Source organism: Mesorhizobium sp. CNPSo 4671 (genome assembly GCF_057784245.1).
On sequence record NZ_JBWLUW010000003.1, the window covers coordinates 480,144 to 500,250 of the forward strand.

20 protein-coding genes and 1 tRNA gene are annotated in these 20,107 nt (G+C 62.4%); 15 read left to right on the forward strand and 6 right to left on the reverse strand.

The features are described 5' to 3' along the window. The 6 genes from nuoK to AC04SF_RS10520 are packed head-to-tail and all read left to right on the forward strand — an operon-like array spanning position 1 to position 7,787. Complete coding sequence (gene nuoK / locus AC04SF_RS10495; protein WP_095809415.1) at positions 1-309, forward strand: NADH-quinone oxidoreductase subunit NuoK; 309 nt, start codon at positions 1-3, stop codon at positions 307-309. A 10-nt stretch (positions 310-319) separates the two neighbouring features. Beyond that, on the forward strand, positions 320-2,293 hold the full coding sequence (gene nuoL / locus AC04SF_RS10500; RefSeq protein ID WP_488477729.1) for an NADH-quinone oxidoreductase subunit L: 1,974 nt from the start codon (positions 320-322) through the stop codon (positions 2,291-2,293). Continuing rightward, complete coding sequence (locus AC04SF_RS10505; protein ID WP_488477730.1) at positions 2,293-3,801, forward strand: NADH-quinone oxidoreductase subunit M; 1,509 nt, start codon at positions 2,293-2,295, stop codon at positions 3,799-3,801. Before nuoL ends, AC04SF_RS10505 begins: the two co-directional genes overlap by 1 nt. Positions 3,802-3,819: 18 nt before the next feature. After that, the gene (gene nuoN / locus AC04SF_RS10510; RefSeq protein WP_183460559.1) at positions 3,820-5,256 is read left to right on the forward strand and encodes an NADH-quinone oxidoreductase subunit NuoN; all 1,437 of its coding nucleotides are present in this window, start codon (positions 3,820-3,822) and stop codon (positions 5,254-5,256) included. A 4-nt stretch (positions 5,257-5,260) separates the two neighbouring features. After that, entirely contained in the window at positions 5,261-6,082 is an 822-nt protein-coding gene (locus AC04SF_RS10515; RefSeq protein WP_488477731.1) for a biotin--[acetyl-CoA-carboxylase] ligase, read from the forward strand. A gap of 34 nt (positions 6,083-6,116) precedes the next feature. Then, positions 6,117-7,787, forward strand: a complete 1,671-nt coding sequence (locus AC04SF_RS10520; RefSeq protein ID WP_096447160.1) for a ribonuclease J — start codon at positions 6,117-6,119, stop codon at positions 7,785-7,787. A gap of 9 nt (positions 7,788-7,796) precedes the next feature. On the opposite strand, the gene AC04SF_RS10525 is transcribed toward AC04SF_RS10520, so the two are convergent. Further along, a complete protein-coding gene (locus AC04SF_RS10525; RefSeq protein WP_488477732.1) occupies positions 7,797-8,591 on the reverse strand; it encodes an MBL fold metallo-hydrolase in 795 nt (264 codons plus the stop codon). Positions 8,592-8,818: 227 nt separating this feature from the next. Here AC04SF_RS10525 and mce point away from each other — a divergent pair, with 227 nt between their 5' ends. Continuing rightward, positions 8,819-9,223 carry a methylmalonyl-CoA epimerase gene (mce, locus tag AC04SF_RS10530; RefSeq protein WP_488477733.1) on the forward strand — a complete coding sequence of 135 codons (405 nt, stop codon included), beginning with the start codon at positions 8,819-8,821 and terminating at the stop codon, positions 9,221-9,223. After that, on the forward strand, positions 9,220-9,504 hold the full coding sequence (locus AC04SF_RS10535) for a DUF1467 family protein (protein ID WP_010910093.1): 285 nt from the start codon (positions 9,220-9,222) through the stop codon (positions 9,502-9,504). Before mce ends, AC04SF_RS10535 begins: the two co-directional genes overlap by 4 nt. A 295-nt stretch (positions 9,505-9,799) precedes the next feature. On the opposite strand, the gene AC04SF_RS10540 is transcribed toward AC04SF_RS10535, so the two are convergent. After that, complete coding sequence (locus tag AC04SF_RS10540) at positions 9,800-10,150, reverse strand: hypothetical protein (RefSeq protein ID WP_488477734.1); 351 nt, start codon at positions 10,148-10,150, stop codon at positions 9,800-9,802. Between AC04SF_RS10540 and proS the strand changes: the two genes are divergently transcribed. The 4 genes from proS (at position 10,149) to AC04SF_RS10560 (ending at position 13,854) form a co-directional block, all read left to right on the forward strand. Next, on the forward strand, positions 10,149-11,477 hold the full coding sequence (proS, locus tag AC04SF_RS10545; protein WP_488477735.1) for a proline--tRNA ligase: 1,329 nt from the start codon (positions 10,149-10,151) through the stop codon (positions 11,475-11,477). The genes AC04SF_RS10540 and proS overlap by 2 nt on opposite strands. Continuing rightward, complete coding sequence (locus AC04SF_RS10550) at positions 11,474-12,760, forward strand: lipoprotein-releasing ABC transporter permease subunit (RefSeq protein ID WP_095204079.1); 1,287 nt, start codon at positions 11,474-11,476, stop codon at positions 12,758-12,760. Before proS ends, AC04SF_RS10550 begins: the two co-directional genes overlap by 4 nt. Next, positions 12,757-13,440, forward strand: a complete 684-nt coding sequence (locus AC04SF_RS10555; protein WP_202353763.1) for an ABC transporter ATP-binding protein — start codon at positions 12,757-12,759, stop codon at positions 13,438-13,440. Before AC04SF_RS10550 ends, AC04SF_RS10555 begins: the two co-directional genes overlap by 4 nt. Positions 13,441-13,560: 120 nt before the next feature. Then, on the forward strand, positions 13,561-13,854 hold the full coding sequence (locus AC04SF_RS10560) for a GYD domain-containing protein (RefSeq protein ID WP_096447146.1): 294 nt from the start codon (positions 13,561-13,563) through the stop codon (positions 13,852-13,854). Between the two features lie 174 nt (positions 13,855-14,028). Here AC04SF_RS10560 and AC04SF_RS10565 read toward each other — a convergent pair whose 3' ends face one another. Continuing rightward, complete coding sequence (locus AC04SF_RS10565) at positions 14,029-14,787, reverse strand: tetratricopeptide repeat protein (RefSeq protein WP_488477736.1); 759 nt, start codon at positions 14,785-14,787, stop codon at positions 14,029-14,031. Positions 14,788-15,071: 284 nt separating this feature from the next. On the opposite strand from AC04SF_RS10565, the gene AC04SF_RS10570 reads away from it, so the two are divergent. Together AC04SF_RS10570 and AC04SF_RS10575 are read left to right on the forward strand one after the other, a co-directional pair. Next, the gene (locus tag AC04SF_RS10570) at positions 15,072-15,224 is read left to right on the forward strand and encodes a hypothetical protein (protein WP_202350009.1); all 153 of its coding nucleotides are present in this window, start codon (positions 15,072-15,074) and stop codon (positions 15,222-15,224) included. Positions 15,225-15,609: 385 nt separating this feature from the next. Beyond that, positions 15,610-16,860, forward strand: a complete 1,251-nt coding sequence (locus tag AC04SF_RS10575) for a site-2 protease family protein (RefSeq protein WP_488477737.1) — start codon at positions 15,610-15,612, stop codon at positions 16,858-16,860. Between the two features lie 22 nt (positions 16,861-16,882). Here the strand turns inward: AC04SF_RS10575 and lipB are convergent, their stop codons facing one another. Continuing rightward, positions 16,883-17,626: a lipoyl(octanoyl) transferase LipB gene (gene lipB, locus AC04SF_RS10580; protein WP_488477738.1), complete on the reverse strand. Its 744-nt coding sequence runs from the start codon at positions 17,624-17,626 to the stop codon at positions 16,883-16,885. Between the two features lie 227 nt (positions 17,627-17,853). Here lipB and AC04SF_RS10585 point away from each other — a divergent pair. Further along, a tRNA-Leu gene (locus AC04SF_RS10585) sits at positions 17,854-17,938 on the forward strand. A 79-nt stretch (positions 17,939-18,017) separates the two neighbouring features. Here the strand turns inward: AC04SF_RS10585 and AC04SF_RS10590 are convergent. Together AC04SF_RS10590 and AC04SF_RS10595 are read right to left on the reverse strand one after the other, a co-directional pair. Then, the gene (locus AC04SF_RS10590; protein WP_488477739.1) at positions 18,018-19,343 is read right to left on the reverse strand and encodes a sensor histidine kinase; all 1,326 of its coding nucleotides are present in this window, start codon (positions 19,341-19,343) and stop codon (positions 18,018-18,020) included. Further along, positions 19,340-20,107 (reverse strand): response regulator, encoded by a 768-nt coding sequence (locus AC04SF_RS10595; RefSeq protein WP_488477983.1) that lies wholly within the window; start codon positions 20,105-20,107, stop codon positions 19,340-19,342. The genes AC04SF_RS10590 and AC04SF_RS10595 overlap by 4 nt, the downstream gene beginning before the upstream one ends.

The window sequence follows — 20,107 nt, forward strand, 5'->3', positions numbered from 1 at the left end:
ATGGTCGTCGGCATTGCACATTATCTGACCGTATCGGCGATCCTGTTCACGCTCGGCGTGTTCGGCATCTTCCTGAACCGCAGGAACATCATCGTCATCCTGATGTCGGTCGAGCTGATCCTGCTCGCGGTCAACATCAATTTCGTCGCCTTTTCGGCGGCGCTGCATGACCTTGTCGGCCAGGTGTTCGCGCTGTTCGTGCTGACGGTCGCTGCCGCCGAGGCTGCCATCGGACTTGCCATTCTCGTCGTCTTCTTCCGCAACCGCGGCTCGATCGCGGTCGAAGACGTGAACCAGATGAAGGGTTGACGGAACCACCATGTATCAGGCCATCGTCTTCCTTCCACTGCTCGGCTTCCTGATCGTCGGCCTGTTCGGCACGTCGCTCGGCGCCAAGGCGTCCGAATACATCACCTCGGGTTTCCTGGTGATTTCGGCCGTGTTGTCGTGGGTTGCCTTCTTCAGCGTCGGCTTCGGCCATGGCGAGGTGTTCACCGTGCCGGTGCTGCACTGGATCCAGTCCGGCGGGCTGGACGTCTCCTGGGCGCTGCGCATTGATACGCTGACAGTGGTGATGCTGGTCGTGGTCAACACTGTCTCGGCGCTGGTTCACATCTATTCGATCGGCTACATGCACCACGATCCGAACCGGCCGCGCTTCTTCGCCTATCTGTCGCTGTTCACCTTCGCCATGCTGATGCTGGTGACCGCCGACAATCTGGTGCAGATGTTCTTCGGCTGGGAAGGCGTGGGTCTCGCCTCCTACCTGCTGATCGGCTTCTGGTACAAGAAGCCGTCGGCCAATGCCGCGGCGATCAAGGCCTTCGTCGTCAACCGTGTCGGTGATTTCGGTTTCGCGCTGGGCATTTTCGGCGTGTTCGTGCTGTTCGGCTCGGTCAATCTCGGCACCATCTTCGCCAACGCGGCGACGTTCATTCCGGCCGAAGGCGCGCCGCAAGGGGCGGCCGTGCTGACCTTCCTTGGCCATGCGCTGGACAAGCAGTCGGCCATGACCGTCGTCTGCCTGCTGCTGTTCATGGGCGCCATGGGCAAGTCGGCGCAGGTGCCGCTGCACACTTGGCTGCCGGACGCCATGGAAGGCCCGACGCCGGTCTCCGCGCTCATCCATGCCGCCACCATGGTGACCGCGGGCGTGTTCATGCTGGCGCGGCTGTCGCCGCTGTTCGAGCTGTCGCATTCGGCGCTGACCGTGGTGACCTTCATCGGCGCCTTCACCGCCTTCTTCGCGGCGACCGTCGGTCTGGTCCAGAACGACATCAAGCGTGTCATCGCTTATTCGACCTGCTCGCAGCTCGGCTACATGTTCGTGGCGCTCGGCGTCGGCGCTTATGGCGCGGCGATCTTCCATCTGTTCACGCATGCCTTCTTCAAGGCGCTGCTGTTCCTCGGCTCGGGCTCGGTCATCCATGCCGTCTCCGACGAGCAGGACATGCGCAAGATGGGCGGTCTGCGCAAGCTGATCCCGACCACCTACTGGATGATGGTGATCGGCACGCTGGCGCTGACCGGCGTCGGCATTCCGGTGACGGTCATCGGCACCGCCGGTTTCTTCTCCAAGGACGCCATCATCGAGGCTGCCTTTGCCGGGCACAATTCGGTCGCCGGCATTGCCTTCATCCTGCTAGTCATCGCCGCTTGCTTCACCTCCTTCTACTCCTGGCGCCTGATCTTCATGACCTTCCACGGCAAGCCGCGGGCGAGCCATGAGGTGATGCACCACGTCCATGAATCGCCGCCGGTGATGCTGGTGCCGCTGTTCGTGCTGGCCGCAGGCGCGCTGTTTGCCGGCATCATCTTCCACAATTCCTTCATCGGTGAGGGCTATGCCGAATTCTGGAAGGCGTCATTGTTCACATTGCCGGACAACCACATCCTGCATGAGATCCATGAATTGCCGCTGTGGGTCGAACTGTCGCCCTTCATCGCCATGCTGATCGGCTTCGCGCTGGCGTGGAAGTTCTACATCCGCTCGCCGGAAATGCCCGTCAATCTCGCCGCGCAGCATCGCGGGCTCTACGCCTTCCTGCTCAACAAGTGGTATTTTGACGAGCTTTACGACTTCCTGTTCGTTGGCCCGGCCAAGCGCCTCGGCCATTTCCTGTGGAAGACCGGCGATGGCACCATCATCGACGGGCTCGGGCCGGACGGTATTTCGGCGCGCGTCGTCGATGTCACCAACCGCGTCGTCAAGCTGCAGACCGGCTACCTCTACCACTATGCCTTCGCCATGCTTATCGGCGTTGCCGCACTCGTCACCTGGATGATGCTCTGATGACCGCCTGGTCCAATCTTCTCTCGCTGGTCACCTTCCTGCCGCTGGTGGGTGTGCTGCTCATCCTGTTCATCAGGGATGACAGCGAAAACGCGCGCCGCAACATCCGCGCCATCGCGCTGTTGACGACGACGTTCACCTTCATCATCTCGCTGTTCATCTGGACCGGCTTCGACAATTCGCAGGCCGGCTTCCAGTTCGTAGAGAAATACGCCTGGCTCGACTCCGGCATTTCCTACCATATGGGCGTCGACGGCATTTCCATGCTGTTCGTCATCCTGACGACCTTCCTGATGCCGCTCTGCATCCTCGCTTCATGGGAAGCGATCGAGAAGCGCGTCAAGGCCTACATGATCGCCTTCCTTTTGCTCGAGACGCTGATGATCGGCGTGTTCTGCGCACTGGACATCGTGCTGTTCTACGTCTTCTTCGAAGCCGGCCTGATCCCGATGTTCATCATCATCGGCGTCTGGGGCGGCAAGCGGCGCGTCTATGCCTCGTTCAAGTTCTTCCTCTATACGCTTGCCGGTTCGGTGCTGATGCTGCTTGCCATCATGGCGATGTTCTATCAGTCCGGCACGACCGACATCCCGACGCTGTTGACGCACCAATTCCCGGCCAACATGCAGACATGGCTGTGGCTGGCCTTCTTTGCCTCCTTCGCGGTGAAGATGCCGATGTGGCCGGTGCACACTTGGCTGCCGGATGCCCACGTCGAGGCGCCGACGGCAGGTTCGGTTATCCTGGCCGCCATTCTCCTGAAAATGGGCGGGTACGGCTTCCTGCGCTTCTCGCTGCCGATGTTCCCGTTGGCGTCCGAAATGTTCGCGCCGCTGGTGTTCACGCTGTCGGTCGTCGCCATCATCTACACCTCGCTGGTGGCGCTGATGCAGGAGGATATGAAGAAGCTGATCGCCTATTCGTCGGTCGCCCATATGGGCTTCGTCACCATGGGCATCTTCGCCATGAACCAGGAAGGCGTGCAGGGCGCGATCTTCCAGATGCTCAGCCATGGCCTCGTGTCGGGCGCGCTGTTCCTCTGTGTGGGCGTCATCTATGATCGCATGCACACGCGTGAGATCGTCGCCTATGGCGGGCTGGTCAACAACATGCCGAAATACGCCACCGTGTTCATGGTCTTCACCATGGCCAATGTCGGCCTGCCGGGCACCAGCGGCTTCGTCGGCGAGTTCCTGACCATGCTTGGCGTGTTCCGGGTCAACACCTGGGTGGCGTTCTTCGCCGCCACCGGCGTCATCCTGTCGGCGGCCTACGCGCTCTGGCTCTATCGCCGGGTGATTTTCGGCGCGCTGACCAAGGACAGCCTGAAGGGGCTGCTCGACCTGTCGGCGCGTGAGAAGGCGATCATCTACCCGCTGGTCGTGCTGGTCATCTTCTTCGGCGTCTATCCCGCTCCCGTCTTCGATGCGACGGCCCAATCGGTCAAGTCGCTCGTCACCAATGTCACCGCATCCATCGGCGCCGCGCAGACCGCGGCGGCGAACTGACCAGAGGTTTTGCGAACCATGACGCCGGACCTTCTCTCCAGCCTGTCGCTCTCGACGCCCGAGCTGATCCTTGCCATCGGTGCGCTCGCGCTGCTGATGGTTGGCGCCTATTCGCGCGCCAACACCGCCAACACCGTGACCGGCCTTGCCGTGGCCGTGCTGGTGGTCGCCGGCGCCTGGCTGATCTTTTCCACCGGGCTGGGCAGCGCCTATGGCAATGCCTTTATCCAGGATCCGTTCTCCCGCTTCATGAAGGTGCTGGCGCTGGTCGGCTCGGCGGTGACGCTGATCATGTCGATGCGCTTTGCCAAGGCGGAGCATTTCGACAAGTTCGAATACCCGGTGCTGATCCTGCTGTGCACGCTCGGCATGATGCTGATGATCTCGGCCAACGGCATGATCGGGCTCTATCTCGGCCTCGAACTGCAGTCGCTGGCAATCTACGTGCTGGCGGCGATCAACCGCGACAATCTGCGTTCGACTGAAGCCGGCCTGAAGTACTTCGTCCTTGGCGCGCTGTCGTCAGGCATGCTGCTCTACGGCATCAGCCTGGTCTACGGCTACACCGGCAACACCGGCTTCCAGGAAATTGCCTCGGCACTTGGCAGCGGCGAGCGCCAGCTTGGTCTCGTGGTTGGCCTCGTCTTCGTGCTGGCCGGCCTTGCCTTCAAGATCTCGGCGGTGCCGTTCCACATGTGGACGCCCGACGTCTATGAGGGCGCGCCGACGCCGGTGACGGCATTCCTCGCCGCAGCCCCCAAGATGGCGGCGATGGCGCTGATCGTGCGCGTCACCATGGGCGCGTTCAAGCCGATCGCCGCCGACTGGCAGCAGATCATCGTCTTCATCTCGATCGCCTCGATGGCGCTCGGCGCCTTTGCCGCGATCGGCCAGACCAACATCAAGCGCCTGATGGCCTATTCCTCGATCGGCCATATGGGCTACGCGTTGGTCGGCCTTGCCGCCAACAGCCAGGCCGGCGTGCGTGGTGTTGCCATCTACATGCTGATCTATCTGGTGATGACGCTCGGCACCTTCGCCTTCATCCTCGCCATGCGGCGCAAGGAAGGCAATGTCGAACAGATCAGCGACCTGGCCGGACTTGCCTCGACCAATCCGATCATGGCGACGATTCTCACCATCCTGATGTTCTCGCTGGCCGGCATCCCGCCGCTCGCCGGCTTCTGGGGGAAGTGGTACGTCTTCCTCGCAGCCATCAACGCCAACCTCTACGCGCTGGCGATCATTGGCGTGTTGGCCTCGGTGGTGGGTGCCTATTATTATCTGCGCATCATCAAGATCATGTGGTTCGATGAACCGGTCGGCGGCTTCGTACCGATGGCCAGTGAACTGCGCCTCGTGCTCGGCGTCTCCGGCGCCTTCGTGCTGTTCTATGTGCTGATCGGCGGGCCGATCGGTACCTATGCCGAAGCCGCCGCCAAGACATTTTTCTGACGGGATGGCATTTCGGCTGGCTCCAACCTCGGCGTCGGAAGGGTTCCGGCTTGAGGCCCATGACAGTATCGGTTCCACCAACACGGTGGCGCTGGACCACGCAAGGGCATGCGACCCGGGCAGGCTATGGGTCGTTTCCAAAAAACAGGAAAGCGGGCGTGGCCGGCGCGGCCGCGCTTGGGTGTCGCCCGAAGGCAATCTGGCGGCGACCTTGCTCGTCGTCACCGGCGGTGAGCTTCGCCTGGCCGCGACGCTGGGTTTCGTCGCCGGCCTGTCGCTAGCCGATGCGCTCGACGCGGTTGTGCCAAAGGGCAGGATCGCCATCGGACTGGATGGCGCAAGCCAGGGACAAAACCGTTTCGAGCTGAAATGGCCGAACGACGTGCTTGCTTCCGGCGCCAAGCTCGCCGGCATCCTGCTGGAGTCGGCGATACTGGATGGCGGTCGCTTCGCGGTCGCGGTCGGCATCGGCGTCAATGTGGTGGCGCATCCAACGGATTTGCCTTATCCCGCGACATCGCTGCGAACTCTGGGCGCGACATGCGATGCCGAAACGCTGTTCCTGGCGCTGTCGGATGCCTGGAGCGAGAATGCCCGCCTGTGGGATGAAGGGCGCGGTCTTGCCGCTGTCAGGCGGCGCTGGCTGGCGCGCGCGGCGGGGCTTGGCGGCGAGGTTGCTGTCAGAATTGACGGTAATGTGGTGCGTGGGGTGTTCGAGACCATTGACGAGGACTGCCGTTTCGTGATCCGCGACGATGAGGGGACTGTCCTGACGATCGCCGCCGGCGATGTGCATTTCGGCGCTGTGGCGTCCGCACGGGTATAATGGGCTTGGCCTGAGGGCCAGGAAGGGAAAAATCATGGCGAAAGCGGAAAACGCCGAACTCGTCTTCGTGCCGCTCGGCGGCGTCGGCGAGATCGGCATGAACTTCGCCCTCTACGGCTACGGCCCGCCGAGCGCGCGCGAATGGATCGTCATCGATGTCGGTGTCACCTTTCCCGACGCGGCGCATCCGGGCGTAGACCTGATCCTGCCCGACACGCGCTTCATCGAGGAGAATCTCGCCAATCTGCGCGGCATCATCATCACCCACGCGCATGAAGACCATTACGGCGCGCTGCTCGACACCTGGCCGAAGCTGAAGGCGCCGGTGTGGATGACGCCGTTCAGCGCCGGGCTGCTGGAAGCCAAGCGGCAAGGCGAGCAGGGCGCACCGAAAATCCCGCTGACGATCTACCGGGCGGGCGAGAAATTCACCGTCGGCCCCTTCGAGATCGAAGCCATTCCGGTGGCGCACTCTATTCCTGAGCCGATGTCGCTGGCGATCACCTCGCCGGCCGGCACCGTCATCCACACCGGCGACTGGAAGATCGATCCGGAGCCGACGATCGGACCCAAGACAGACGAGGCGCGGTTCCGTGCCTATGGCGACAAGGGCGTGCTGGCGCTGATCTGCGATTCGACCAATGCGCTGCGCGAAGGCGAGTCGCCTTCGGAAGTCGCCGTCGGCGAGGGCCTCAAGGGCGTCATCCAGGCCGCCAAGGGCCGCGTCGCCGTCACCACATTCTCCTCCAATGTCGGGCGTATCGTCTCCATCGCCAAGGCGGCACGCGACGCCGGCCGCCAGTGCCTGGTGCTTGGCCGCTCGCTCAAGCGGGTCATCGATGTTGCGGACGAGCTTGGCTATATGGACGGCCTGCCGGAATTCATCGCCGAGGAGGATTTCGGCTTCATCCCGCGCGAGAACCTGGTCATCATCTGCACCGGCAGCCAAGGCGAGCCGCTGGCGGCGCTGGCGAAGCTGTCGCGCGAAGAGATGAAGTCGGTGTCGCTGACGGCGGGTGACACGGTAGTGTTTTCCTCGCGCACCATTCCCGGCAATGAGAAGGCGATCCTCGAGATCAAGAACCGCCTCATCGATCTTGGCATCAAGATCATCGAGGATGGCGACGCGCTGGTGCATGTCTCCGGCCATCCCCGGCGCAGCGAGTTGCGCAAAATGTATGAATGGGTACGCCCGCAGATCGGTGTTCCCGTGCATGGCGAGGCGGCGCATCTGGTGGCGCAGGGCTCGCTGATGTCGACCTCCGGCATCGGCCAGGTGGCGCAGGTGCGCGATGGCGACATGCTCAGGCTCGCTCCCGGTCCTGCCACCATCATCGACCAGGTGCCGTTCGGCCGCATCTACAAGGACGGCAATCTGATCGGCACCGACCAGGCGATGGGCATTCGCGACCGGCGCAAACTGTCCTTTGCCGGCCATGTCGCGGTCAATGTCGTGCTCGACGACAAATACGAGCTCGCCGGCGACCCCGACCTGGTCGCCATCGGCGTCGCCGAGGCGGATGCCAGCGGCGAGACGCTGGAAGATTTGATGATCGATGCGGCCGTCGGTGCGGTGGACTCGATTCCCCGCCAGCGGCGAAAGGACCTCGACCTCGTGCAGGAAGCAGTGCGTCGCGCGGTGCGCGGCGCCGCCAACGAAGCCTGGGGCAAGAAACCGCTGGTGACGGTGTTCGTCACCAGGTGAGGGCGAGAGCTAGACGTTCAGCTGATAGCTGACCGGAAGCCAGCGAAAAGAACCGTTCGCCGATTCGATGTAGCCCAGGCCCGGAAACGGCATGTGGTGGCCGGCCACCAGCAGGCGCTGTTCGGCGGCCATCTTCAGCAGGCGCTTGCGGGTCTCGACCGCCTGTTCCTTGTCATCATCGAAATCGGCATGCCACTGCGGCTGCTGGATGGACACGACATAGTGCAGGAAGGCGTCCGACCAGATCAGCAATTTCTGGCCGTCGCTTTCGACGAGAAATGCCAGGAGACCAGGGGAATGGCCTGACGCGTCGATGGCGGTGATGCCCGGCATCACCTCATCTCCGGGCGTTACGAAAGTTGCCCGGCCGGCCAGCCCGGTACAGATCTGCCTGAACAGATCGCGGTTGGCCAATCTGGCCTCGCGGACCGCGGTTCCCTCGGTCCAGAAAGCGAATTCAGCCGCGCCGAATACATAGCGTGCCCGGGAGAAAACGGGTTCGCCATTCCTGACGAGCCCGCCGATATGGTCCGGGTGGCCGTGCGTGATGACCACCACATCGATATCATCAGGCCCAAGCCCAAGGTCCCGCAAACAGTCCAGCAGTGAACTGTCTGCATCTCCGCATCCGGTGTCGAACAGGATCTTTTTGGCGCCGGTGTCGATCAGCGTCGGGATGAAACAATGTTCGTATCGATCCTGGTCGATGAAGTTCGAAACCGCGAGTTCGAGCACGGCGGCTGGCGACTGTCCGGCTGCGAAGGCCGATGCAAGGTTGTCTCTGATATCGACGGCGTCAAGCAAGGCAGCAATCTTGAATGAACCGAGATCGAAGGTGAAAACGCGGGCGCGGGTGGGGCGGATGCAAGACATTGCCGTTTGTACTTTGCGGTTGCCGGTCGGACCAGCCTCGATCGTGATTGGGGAGAATGTCACCAAAGTGCGACAGTGCGCGCCTCGTGAATGGCTGTTGATCTCAGCCGATTTGACGTATGACGCGAGCCATTGGACAGAGGAGAGACAGCGCGCACATGCTCGGACGGCTGAACCATGTCGCGCTTGCGGTGCCGGATCTGGCCGCCGCCGTTGCTGCTTACCGCAACACGCTTGGCGCCGAGGTGACGGAGCCGCAGGCTTTGCCGGAGCATGGCGTCACCGTGGTGTTCGTCAATGTCGGCAACACCAAGATCGAATTGCTGGAGCCGTTGGGCGAGGCCTCCCCGATCGCCGCTTTCCTCGCGAAGAGCCCGTCCGGCGGCATGCATCATCTCTGCTACGAGGTCGACGACATCCTGGCCGCGCGCGATCAGCTCAAGGCCGCCGGTGCCCGCGTGCTGGGCGACGGCAATCCCAAGATCGGCGCGCATGGCAAGCGGGTGCTGTTCCTGCATCCGAAGGATTTCTTCGGCACGCTGATCGAACTGGAGCAATCATGAGCTGGGTTTCGTTCACCGCCCTGTTTTTCGCGACCTGGTGGGTGGTGCTGTTTGCCGTGCTGCCGTTCAGCGTCCGCACACAGGATGACGATCATGACGTGACGCTGGGCACGGTTCCAAGCGCGCCGCGCGGACCGCATATGCTGCGCGCAGTGATCCGCACGACCATCGCCACGGCGATCCTGATGGGCATTTTCTATGGCCTGACGCACGGGCTTGGATACAGCCTCAACGACATCCCCCACATCGTGCCGGATTTCGGCCAGACCCCGGCAAAGTAGATCGCTCGGCGAGGGCGCTCTTGCCGCATCGGAGCGCCGCGGAAGGGGATCGGATTGCCGTCACATCCGGCGACCGTACGCCTGTTGACGCAAGGTCATGCATCGTGACAACTCGCCGCGCTAACCAGATGATTGCACAAAAAAAATGCAAGGCACGAGGCCTTGCAATTAAACGCGTCCGATCTGTTTCCGGTTTCCGGCGGCAGCGAATAACCGCGCCTAGATCGCATCCTCCCAAGACTTTGACCGCGTAGGAGAGCAGATTTTTCTCCGCCCTCTCGGTTATCGCGGCACACTAGCCTAAGCCGAATGAAAATGTCACGAAGAATTTTGCCTCGAAACAGGCATTCTCGTGCTGCACTGCACAATAGTATGGCATGCTTTGCTTTCGAAACGACCACGGAGCCTTTGCGGCATGTCCTGAATTGACGCGCGCAAAGAATTGGCGGCCAAGTCCGAAGACGTTCGCTATGCTCAATCGCCGGCGCGGCTGATCCTGGAAACCGAAGGATTCCGGGCCGTAACGCGCTGATGTGCCGCCATGTCCGGGTTTCCATTCCGCCATGAAATGGCTATGAAGCCGGGTCAAGCAAGCCTGCGTCGCGCCGATTCTGGCGTGGCCGTTCTCATTCACGGACCAGTCCATGCGTTTGTCGCGCTATTTCCTGCCCATCCTCAAAGAAAATCCGCGTGAGGCCGAGATCGTCTCGCACCGGCTGATGCTGCGTGCCGGCATGATCCGCCAGCAGGGGCAGGGCAGCTTCTCCTGGCTGCCACTTGGCAAGCGGGTGCTGGACAAGGTCTGCCAGATCATCCGCGAGGAGCAGAACCGCGCCGGTGCGCTGGAAATCCTGATGCCGACCATCCAGTCGGCCGATCTGTGGCGCGAAAGCGGCCGCTACAACGACTATGGCAAGGAGATGCTGCGCATCAAGGATCGCCAGGATCGCGACATGCTCTACGGTCCGACCAACGAGGAAATGGTCACCGAGATTTTCCGCGCCTATGTGAAGTCCTACAAGGATTTGCCGCTGAACCTCTACCACATCCAGTGGAAGTTCCGCGATGAGGTGCGGCCGCGCTTCGGCGTCATGCGTTCGCGCGAGTTCCTGATGAAGGACGCCTATTCCTTCGACCTCGACTTCGAGGGCGCGAGGGCTGCCTACAACAGGATGTTCGTCTCCTACCTCAGGACGTTCACGCGCATGGGCCTGCAGGCGATTCCGATGCGCGCCGACACCGGGCCGATCGGCGGTGACCTCAGCCATGAATTCATCATCCTGGCCGATACCGGCGAGAGCCAGGTTTTCTGCCATCGCGACTATCTTTCGCTTGCCGTGCCCGGCGCCAATACCGACTTCGCCAATGACGGCGAGATATCCGATATCGTCAAGACGTGGACGACGCCCTACGCCGCCACCGACGAGATGCATGACGAGGCGGCCTGGGAAAAGGTCCCCGAGAGCGACAAGGTTTCGGCACGCGGCATCGAGGTTGGCCACATCTTCCATTTCGGCGAGAAGTACTCCAAGCCGATGGGTGCCAAGGTGACCGGACCCGACGGCAAGGATCATTTCGCCTCCGGCGGTTCCTACGGCATCGGCCCGTCGCGGCTGGTCGCCGCGATCATCGAAGCCAGCCATGACGAGAACGGCATCATCTGGCCGGACGCCGTGGCGCCGTTCGACATCGGCCTGATCAACATGAAGGTGGGCGACGCCGACTGCGACCGCGTCAGCGACGAGCTCAATGCCGCGTTCACCGCCGCCGGCAAGGATGTGCTTTACGACGACACCGACCAGCGGCCGGGCGGCAAGTTCGCCACCGCCGACCTGATCGGACTGCCTTGGCAAGTGATCGTCGGGCCGCGCGGCGTGGCTGCCGGCGAGGTCGAGATCAAGAATCGCAAGACCGGCGAGCGCGAAACGCTGCCGATCGCCGATGCGAAAAAACGCTTCGGTGTCGCCGCATGAGCGAGGCGGCGGCGACAAGATCGGCGGGCGCCGGCCCGTTCTCCTTCTTCGAGCGAACAGTTGCCTGGCGCTATCTGCGTTCGCGGCGCAAGGAGACGGTGATCTCAGTCATCGCCTCGATCTCCTTCCTCGGCATCATGCTGGGGGTGGCGACGCTGATCGTCGTCATGGCCGTGATGAACGGGTTCCGCGCCGAGCTGTTGACGCGCATCCTCGGCGTCAACGGCCATCTGATCGTTCAGCCGCTCGATTCGCCGCTCGAGGACTACGCCCAGGTCGCCGGCCGCATCAATGGCGTGCCCGGCGTCAAATACGCCATCCCGCTGATCGACGGCCAGGTGCTGGCCCAAGGCAATGTCGGCGGCGGCACGGGCGCGCTCGTGCGCGGGATACGCGGCGAAGACCTCGGCAAGATCGCCATCGTCGCCAACAACATCAAGCAGGGTTCGCTCGCCGGTTTCGACTCGGGTGAGGGCGTCGCCATCGGCAAGCGCATGGCCGAGAATCTCGGCTTGACGCTCGGCGACACCATTACGCTGATCTCTCCTGATGGCGACGTCACGCCGATTGGCACGACGCCGCGCATGAAGGGCTACAAGATTGCGGCGATCTTCGAAGTCGGCATGTCGGAATATGACACTTCCATCGTCTATATGCCGTTCTCCGAAGCGCAGCTCTATTTCAACATGGATGGCCGCGCGCAGACGATCGAGATCTATGTCGACAATCCCGACAATGTCGACGCGCTGAAACCGAAGGTGGAGGAGGCGGCGCAACGGCCCATCGACATGGTCGACTGGCGCCAGCGCAACGAGACCTTCTTTTCCGCCCTGCAGGTCGAACGCAACGTCATGTTCATGATCCTGACGCTGATCGTGCTGGTGGCGGCGCTCAACATCATTTCCGGACTGATCATGCTGGTGAAGGACAAGGGGCACGACATTGCCATCCTGCGCACCATGGGCGCCTCGCGCGGGGCGATCCTGCGCATCTTCCTGATGACTGGGGCGGCGATCGGGGTGACGGGTACGCTCGCCGGCGTGCTGCTCGGCGTGGTCATCTGCACCAACATCGAATCGATCCGCCAGTTCTTCTCCTGGATGACCGGCAAGGTGCTGTTCAACCCGGAGCTCTATTTCCTCAGCCAGCTGCCGGCCAAGATGGATCCGCGCGAGACGACCTATGTCATCATCATGGCGCTCGGCCTGTCCTTCCTGGCTACGGTGTTTCCGGCATGGCGGGCGGCCCGCCTCGATCCGGTCGAAGCCTTGAGGTACGAATAGTGGCCGAGGTCATTATCGAACTGAAGAGCGTCGAGCGGCACTATGTCCAGGGGCCGCGCAAGCTCACCATCCTGAACGGCGCCGATTTTTCGTTGAAGCGCGGCGAGATGGTGGCGCTGGTGGCGCCGTCCGGCACCGGCAAGTCGACGCTGCTGCACACGGCTGGCCTGTTGGAACGCCCCGACGCCGGCGACGTGATCCTGTCCGGCCGGGCCTGCGGGCGGCTGTCCGACGACGAGCGCACCTCGATCCGCCGCAACGATGTCGGCTTCGTCTACCAGTTCCATCACCTGCTGCCGGAGTTTTCCGCGCTGGAAAACATCATGATGCCGCAGCTGATCAAGGGCCTGCCGCGCAAGGAAGCGGCCGAGCGCGCCGCGCAACTGCTCGACTACATGCAGATCGGCAAGCGCGCCTCGCACCGGCCGTCCGAACTCTCCGGCGGCGAGCAACAGCGCGTCGCCATTGCCCGCGCCGTCGCCAACGCCCCGCTGGTGTTGCTGGCCGACGAGCCGACCGGCAATCTCGACCCGGTCACCGCCTCCTATGTCTTCGAGGCGCTGGGCGCGCTGGTCAAGCAATCGGGCCTCGCGGCGCTGATCGCCACCCACAACCACGAGCTGGCATCGCGCATGGACCGGCGCGTTACGCTCGCCGACGGCAAGGTTGTCCCTTTGTAGGCTGCGCGATGGCGCGTCTGGCCGCCTGTGGTTCGCACACCCGTCTCGTGTTATCGTAGGCTCTGGGAGACGGCGGACGCGCCGTGAGTGCCCGCCCGCTCCCTACTGTGGGAGGAACGAATGGCTTACTACGTACTGCTGTCGAATTTCACAGATCAAGGTATCAAGACCATAAAGGATACGCAGAAGCGTGCTGAGGCCTTCAAGGCGATGGCCGGCAAGAGCGGTGTCAAGGTTCACACCCTGTTGTGGACGCTTGGCCAGCATGATGTCGTAGCGATTGCCGAAGCGGACGACGACATTGCTGCGACGGCACTAGCCCTGTCGATCGCATCGCTGGGCAACATCAGAACTCAGACACTGAGGGCGTTCGACACGGCAGATATGGCCAAGATAATGGCAAAGATGGCCTGACAGGTCTTGTGCTGCCTTGCGCGGGTGATCGAAGCCGGCGCCATGGGCTGGAGGAAATATTGTGCCTTGGCTGGCAGTAGCCTGTCGCTCAAATGGGGCAGCGGCAATTGGCTGCGCCAGCCCCTTCAAATGGCATAGGCCTTATGGCGTCCTGGCTGGTCGCAGCGGCTCGCATCAAGGCGTTGAAGGCTTCCTGCCTGCGGCGGGCTTAATGGTGGCAATCGCAGTCGCGACTTCCGGATCGTTGGGAACCGCCCGGCTGTAGGCGAGAAGATCGCCTGCCGCGGCGTTGGGATCACCAAGGGCGAGGTGCGTCATACCGCGCTGCTTGAGGGCGGGCAGATTGCCGGGGTCTTGGGCAATGGCGCGAGAAAGGTCCTCGATGGCCTCACTTGTACGGCCGGCTTCCGCCTTGATTCTCGCACGCTCAACGATGAACCCCGGATTGTTGGGGTTGAGGGAAATTGCCTGGTCGAAATCGCTCAAAGCTGCAGCAAACTGTTTCAGGTCTTCAAAAACAAGCCCTCGGCTGTGACAGACAAAGGCTTTGTGCGGCGCCAAGTGTACCGCGCGGTTGGCGTCCGCGAGAGCCTCTTGAAAAAGGCCGAGGGATCGCAGGGCGACCGTGCGATTGTCGACATAGCCAGCCACGGTCGGATGCGCCACGATGAGGCGCGAGAAATCCTTGACGGCTTCGGAGAATATTCCGAGTTGCATCAGCGCGTTGGCCCTTCGAAGAAGAAGGCGATCGGTCATCTCTCCGCTAGGTCTGCCTCTCAATGCAATCGAGCAATAATGCAACCTGTCGTTCGGTGTCTTCGAATGAATGCAACGCTCCACGTCAGCGTTGGCGGCCTTTGCGTCCGAAGTGCTGATAAGGAACACGGCCTGGATCAGGCCTATCGCCAAAACTCCGCAAATCCGCCACGCCATCACGGTACTCCCCTCAGCCATTGGCGAAATATCACGAGAAATTTGCCAATGACGAGGGTACTTTCATGAGAAGGATGCATTGTCCTCCCCCAAAATCGCGGGGGAAATGAACAAGCGACCGAAGGTCGGCGCGCCGTTCTCGGGCGGGGCGTTGGGGTTGGATGGCGGAGAGCAGGTCCAACACACCAGAGCCTCGTGCAACCGGCCGGTCACTCGCGAAATGGCGTAATCGCGGAACCGCTTAGGCGTGATATTGTGTGGGCACTCGCTGGTCGGAGGCCGCCGTGAAAAAGATCATTCTCGGGGTTGCGGCATTGCTCTTCTTGGTAGTCATCCTGGCGACCGTCTATTCATTGATCTTCGGCTGCCCGCATGGCGGTTCATACCGGTGCGAGCAAGGCTTCAACCGGGAAGTCTGTGGCTGCCCGCAATCGTAACCTTCGCGGCGCTGCTCGGGGATGGCCTGCCTCGTGAGGTCAATAGCAGCTTCACTCGCCTCCCAGCGAGCGGTTAACCTTTTACTAACCGTCCCAAATTCCCGTCCTATCACCATATCTCTGCGGGCGTTGACATTGAAACAAAATTAGAACAAATTGCGAACATATCAACAACAGGAGAGAGTTATGACCGATCTGGTTCAGGATGTCATCTCGCTGGTTTGCATGAGCACATTCCTCATTTCCATGGCGATCTGGATCGGCGCCATGTGATTTGGCGGCTCTCGCCGCCTTGGTTTCCGGCGGGCGAAAACCGCTCCGCCGTTAAGCCTTTCTTGCCGCCGCGACGCTAGGGTAGCTGCTCTAAGGCAGGAGCAATGTCCAGGTGTCGCCCATCGTCACGGTCATTCTGGTGGCCAGCAATCTCGGGCTGATCTTTCTCTTGATAACCGTGCCGCTTGGTTTGCGCACGGTCAGGATGAGCCGCGCGATTGCGATGGACCGCCAGCGCCTCTGGCAGGCGCTGTGGCCGCTTGGCAGCGATGCCGGCTGGTCCGGCGAGATCCTGTCGGCCCAGCCGCTGGACAGGGAGGGTGTGTCCCGCATCATGCTGTCGTGGGAAGGCCGCGACGGCAAGCCGATCGAACGCAGGGCGCGGTTTGAAGACGTCGTCGAGGGCAGCCGCTTCGCCATGCGCGTCCTCGAGGATACCGCGCTCGATGGCTCGTTCTGGAAAGACTATCGCGAAACCGCCGAGCTCGTCTCCGAAGGCAGCGGCACGCGGGTGACGCTCAGCCAGACGGATCGTTACCGCGGCGTTGCCTTTCTGGTATTCCGCTACTTCGCCATGCGCCGCGAGCTGTCCAAGCTGCAGCGCTGGGCGGTAACCGGACAGTACCGCAAGGGCGGCTGGTTCGAGCATCCGCTGAGCCAGGTCGGCTTTGCCGTGCTGTCGGCATTGATCCTGTGGCCGTTCTTCGGTCTCCATCTCGGCGGCTTGGCGCTGGCCGCGATCCTCACCTCGGTCGTGGCCCTGCACGAGCTCGGCCATATGGCGGCGTTCCGGCTGATGGGCCATCGCAAGGCGCGGATGATCTTCATTCCGTTGCTCGGCGGCATCGCCATTGGCGGCCGGCCCTATAACAGCCGTTTCGAAGTGGCCTTCGTGGCGCTGATGGGGGCGGGGTTTTCCGCCTTCCTGGTACCGATCGTCATTGCCGCCAGCGCGTTTGCCGGTAGCGAGGGGCACAAGGCCGCAGCCGCGCTGCTGGCAGCGCTGGCAGGCTGCGCGGCCCTGTTCAACATCGCCAATCTGGTGCCGGTGTGGAAGTTCGACGGCGGCCAGGTGCTGCGCCAGATCTGCCCGGGACCGGTCGCGCTGGCGCTGGCGTCGTTCTTCCTGCTTTCCGTCTTCTTGGCACTCGGCCGACAGGCAGGCTTCTCCTCCGGCTTTCTAATTGTGGCGGGAGCGGTCTTTTCGATCCTCAGCCTGCTCACGGTCGGCAGCGGCGTGAAGCCGCGCTACGAGTTGGAGCCAATCCGCACCATTGACCGCTTCGCCATCGCCGGCGCGCTGCTGGCGGTGTTCACCATTCATGGCTGCGGTGTGTTGTGGGCGTCGGCGCAATTGCTTTGAGCTCGTGCTGAGCCCGAAAGGTTCAACCGGCCTTGCGTGTCGCTTGGATAGGCACGGCGGTCGCTGCACCAAACACATCCTCGAAGGCTGATTTCAGCGCCAGATCAAGGTCGGCCATGCCGACGGGGAGGCCGAGGTCGACGAGGCTGGTGACGCCGTGATCCTGCACGCCGCACGGCACGATGCCGCCGAAATGGTCGAGCTCCGGCTCGACATTGATGGCGATGCCGTGAAAGCTTACCCAGCGCCGCAGCCGGATGCCGATGGCCGCGATCTTGTCCTCGGCCGGCGAGCCGTCCGGCAGGGCAGGGCGATCGGGCCGCACCACCCAGACGCCAACCCGGTCCTCGCGCCGTTCGCCGCGCACGTTGAAGGTGGCGAGCGTGCCGATGATCCACTGTTCGAGCGCGGCGACGAAGGCGCGCACATCCTCGCGCCGCCGCTTCAGGTCAAGCATGACATAGGCGACCCGCTGGCCGGGTCCATGATAGGTGAATTCGCCGCCGCGCCCGGCCGAAAAGACCGGAAAGCGATCAGGATCGATCAGGTCCTCGATGCGGGCGCTGGTGCCGGCGGTGTAGAGCGGGGGATGTTCGACCAGCCAGACCATTTCGCCGGCGGCTCCGCTGCGGATCGCCTCGGCGCGGGCTTCCATGAAGGCCAGCGCATCGGGATAGGCGGTGAGGCCAGGCTCGATGCGCCACTCGACCGGTGCCGAACCGGGGAGCGGCAGGAACGACGTGGCGATCTGGCTGCGTTCTGGCATGGGTTTTCGTTTTTCGCTTGTGCCGTCGCGATCCCGCTGCACTTTCGGGCGACATGCATCTGTCTCCCATATGGCGTCAATCGCTGGAAACGTCCAGTTCCGGCCCTGCATTCCAATCCTGTGGACCGTTATGCCAATCGCCCGAGATTATTGCGTCCGGCGCACTTGTTTCGCCGGAAACGATTTGCTACACGCCGCGAGCCGGTTGGTTCCGGCTCCTACCACGTGCGGTCGTGGCGGAATTGGTAGACGCGCAGCGTTGAGGTCGCTGTGGGGCAACCCGTGGAAGTTCGAGTCTTCTCGACCGCACCAAAATTTCCTGAAGCAAGCCTTCGGACGCCTTGAAGTAACCTCCGGCGATCATCAGACCCTGAGTACGGCGCCGGCCGCTCTATTGCGGCTGGACCTCGGGTCCATTCGGCAGATCGACGGTCACGACGAGGCCGGTTGGCTGGTTGTCATGCAACTCGATCTTGCCGCCATGGCCCTGGATGATATCAGCCACGATCGAGAGGCCCAGACCGAAACCGTGTTTCGAGGCAACGCCGCGTGACATGTCCTCCTTGAAGAAGGGTTCGAAAACGCGGGAGCGCGCCGTCATCGAAATGCCTGGTCCGTCGTCGCCCACCGCGATGCGCGCCGCCGTGTCGGTCTGTGTCAATGCGACGGTGACATTGCCGGCGAATTTGACCCCGTTGTCGCACAAATTGGTGATCGCGCGCGCCAGCGCATTGGGCTTGCACCAGCCCAGAAGCCTGTCCGGCCCGGAATAGGAAACCGAAAACCCGACATCTGAGAATTCGGCGCAGACGGTTTGCAGCACGCTGGCTATGTCGGCCCGCTGCAGCTTTTCCGTCGAGACGTCGTTGCGCAGATAGGTCAGGGTCTCGTCGATCAGATCCTCGATGTGCCTGATATCGGACAATATGGCGGTTCGAACGGGGCCGTCATCCATGCGTTCGGCGCGAAGCCGCAGCCGCGTCAACGGCGTGCGCAGATCATGGCTGACGCTGCGCAGCATGCGCGTGCGGTTCTCGATCATGGTGCGGATACGCGTTCTCATCCTGTTCAGCGCGCGTGCCAGGCCGATCATTTCGATGGAGCCGCGTTCGGCGAAAAGCTCGTTGCCATTCTCGATCTCGGCCTCTCCCACTGCCGCCGAGATGCGCTTCAACGGCTCCGTCACGGCCCAGACCGCAAACAGCCAGATCAGCACGGGCAAGGCGATGAAAGCCATGAACCTGTAGAACGAGACGCGGACGAAGCCTGATGTCAGCCAGGAATCGGGCATGCCGAAATGCGCCAGGACGCTCTGCTGGTCCAGATCGATAACAAACGCGTATTGGCCGCCGATCCTTATCCAGCGTCCAGCGATCGAGCTGCTCTCGATCTGGAGAAGCCATGTGATGCTTCGCCATTGCAGATAGGAATCCGGAATATTGCTGACCTGCTGCCTGGGCAGGATCTTGAAATCAAAGCCGGCGCGTGTCGCCGCGGCCAGAACAGCACCGCGGGCTTCGGTTGGCGTTTGGCGCAACAAGGCAGCGACAATTGCAGCCCGCCTGGCGCTGTCTTCCACGACGGGAAGGTCGACGTTCTCGATCAAACCTTCGAAGGCCGATCCGGCGGACATGATCACGATCACGGCCATGAAAATGATCGCCGCGAACTGCCCGCGCACCGACTGCGGCAGGAAGCGGCGGACCAGATCCCTCACGCTTCCTCCACCGTGGCAGTGAAGATGTAACCACCCAGCCGCACAGTCTTGAGAAGAACCGGATCGCGCGCATCCTTTTCGATCTTCTGGCGGATCCGGCTGACATGGACGTCGACGCTTCGCTCGATCGGGCCGGCAAGCCCGGCATGGGTGACGCTCAGAAGCTCCTCGCGCGACAGAACCCGGCCTGCATTGCGGCAGAACGCCAGCAGCAGATCGAATTCATGCGTCGTGGTCGCAACCCGCGCATTGCTGGGATCATGCAATTGCCGGCGAACGGGATCGAGGCGCCAGCCGTTGAACCGAAGTACCTTCGTGCGGTCGCGTTCGTCGGGAGCGTAGGCCGTGCGGCGCAGCAACGCCCTTATTCTTGCCGTCAGTTCGCGCGCGCTGAACGGTTTGGTCACGTAGTCGTCGGCGCCGATCTCCAGTCCGAAGATGCGGTCGATTTCCTCGCCAAGGGCGGTCAGCATCAGGATCGGAACGTTCGTTTGCGCGCGAAGCCGGCGGCAGATGCTGAGGCCGTTCTCGCCAGGCAGCATGATATCGAGCACGATCAGATCGAATTTCTGGTTGCGAAGCGCGGCGTTCATGCGGACGCCGTTGGCGGCGATTTCCACGATCATGCCGTTTTCCGCGAGCGTCTCGCCCAGCATGCGCGCGATCTCGATATCGTCTTCGACAATGAGGATCTGCGGGCCTTGCCTCGGCGATTTGAAGTCGGCGTTCAGATCGATCTGGCTGGAGCTTACCGCGGCCTGCAT

What these genes read in the sequence shown, in the direction of transcription:
- mce (WP_488477733.1), top strand. Translation starts at nt 8,819, where the DNA reads ATGCTCGGACGGCTGAACCATGTCGCGCTTGCGGTGCCGGATCTGGCC.
- AC04SF_RS10550 (WP_095204079.1), top strand. Translation starts at nt 11,474, where the DNA reads ATGAGCGAGGCGGCGGCGACAAGATCGGCGGGCGCCGGCCCGTTCTCC.
- lipB (WP_488477738.1), bottom strand. Translation starts at nt 17,626, where the DNA reads ATGCCAGAACGCAGCCAGATCGCCACGTCGTTCCTGCCGCTCCCCGGT.
- nuoL (WP_488477729.1), top strand. Translation starts at nt 320, where the DNA reads ATGTATCAGGCCATCGTCTTCCTTCCACTGCTCGGCTTCCTGATCGTC.
- AC04SF_RS10515 (WP_488477731.1), top strand. Translation starts at nt 5,261, where the DNA reads ATGGCATTTCGGCTGGCTCCAACCTCGGCGTCGGAAGGGTTCCGGCTT.
- AC04SF_RS10535 (WP_010910093.1), top strand. Translation starts at nt 9,220, where the DNA reads ATGAGCTGGGTTTCGTTCACCGCCCTGTTTTTCGCGACCTGGTGGGTG.
- nuoN (WP_183460559.1), top strand. Translation starts at nt 3,820, where the DNA reads ATGACGCCGGACCTTCTCTCCAGCCTGTCGCTCTCGACGCCCGAGCTG.
- AC04SF_RS10595 (WP_488477983.1), bottom strand. Translation starts at nt 20,107, where the DNA reads ATGCAGGCCGCGGTAAGCTCCAGCCAGATCGATCTGAACGCCGACTTC.
- nuoK (WP_095809415.1), top strand. Translation starts at nt 1, where the DNA reads ATGGTCGTCGGCATTGCACATTATCTGACCGTATCGGCGATCCTGTTC.
- AC04SF_RS10520 (WP_096447160.1), top strand. Translation starts at nt 6,117, where the DNA reads ATGGCGAAAGCGGAAAACGCCGAACTCGTCTTCGTGCCGCTCGGCGGC.
- proS (WP_488477735.1), top strand. Translation starts at nt 10,149, where the DNA reads ATGCGTTTGTCGCGCTATTTCCTGCCCATCCTCAAAGAAAATCCGCGT.
- AC04SF_RS10540 (WP_488477734.1), bottom strand. Translation starts at nt 10,150, where the DNA reads ATGGACTGGTCCGTGAATGAGAACGGCCACGCCAGAATCGGCGCGACG.
- AC04SF_RS10505 (WP_488477730.1), top strand. Translation starts at nt 2,293, where the DNA reads ATGACCGCCTGGTCCAATCTTCTCTCGCTGGTCACCTTCCTGCCGCTG.
- AC04SF_RS10565 (WP_488477736.1), bottom strand. Translation starts at nt 14,787, where the DNA reads ATGGCGTGGCGGATTTGCGGAGTTTTGGCGATAGGCCTGATCCAGGCC.
- AC04SF_RS10560 (WP_096447146.1), top strand. Translation starts at nt 13,561, where the DNA reads ATGGCTTACTACGTACTGCTGTCGAATTTCACAGATCAAGGTATCAAG.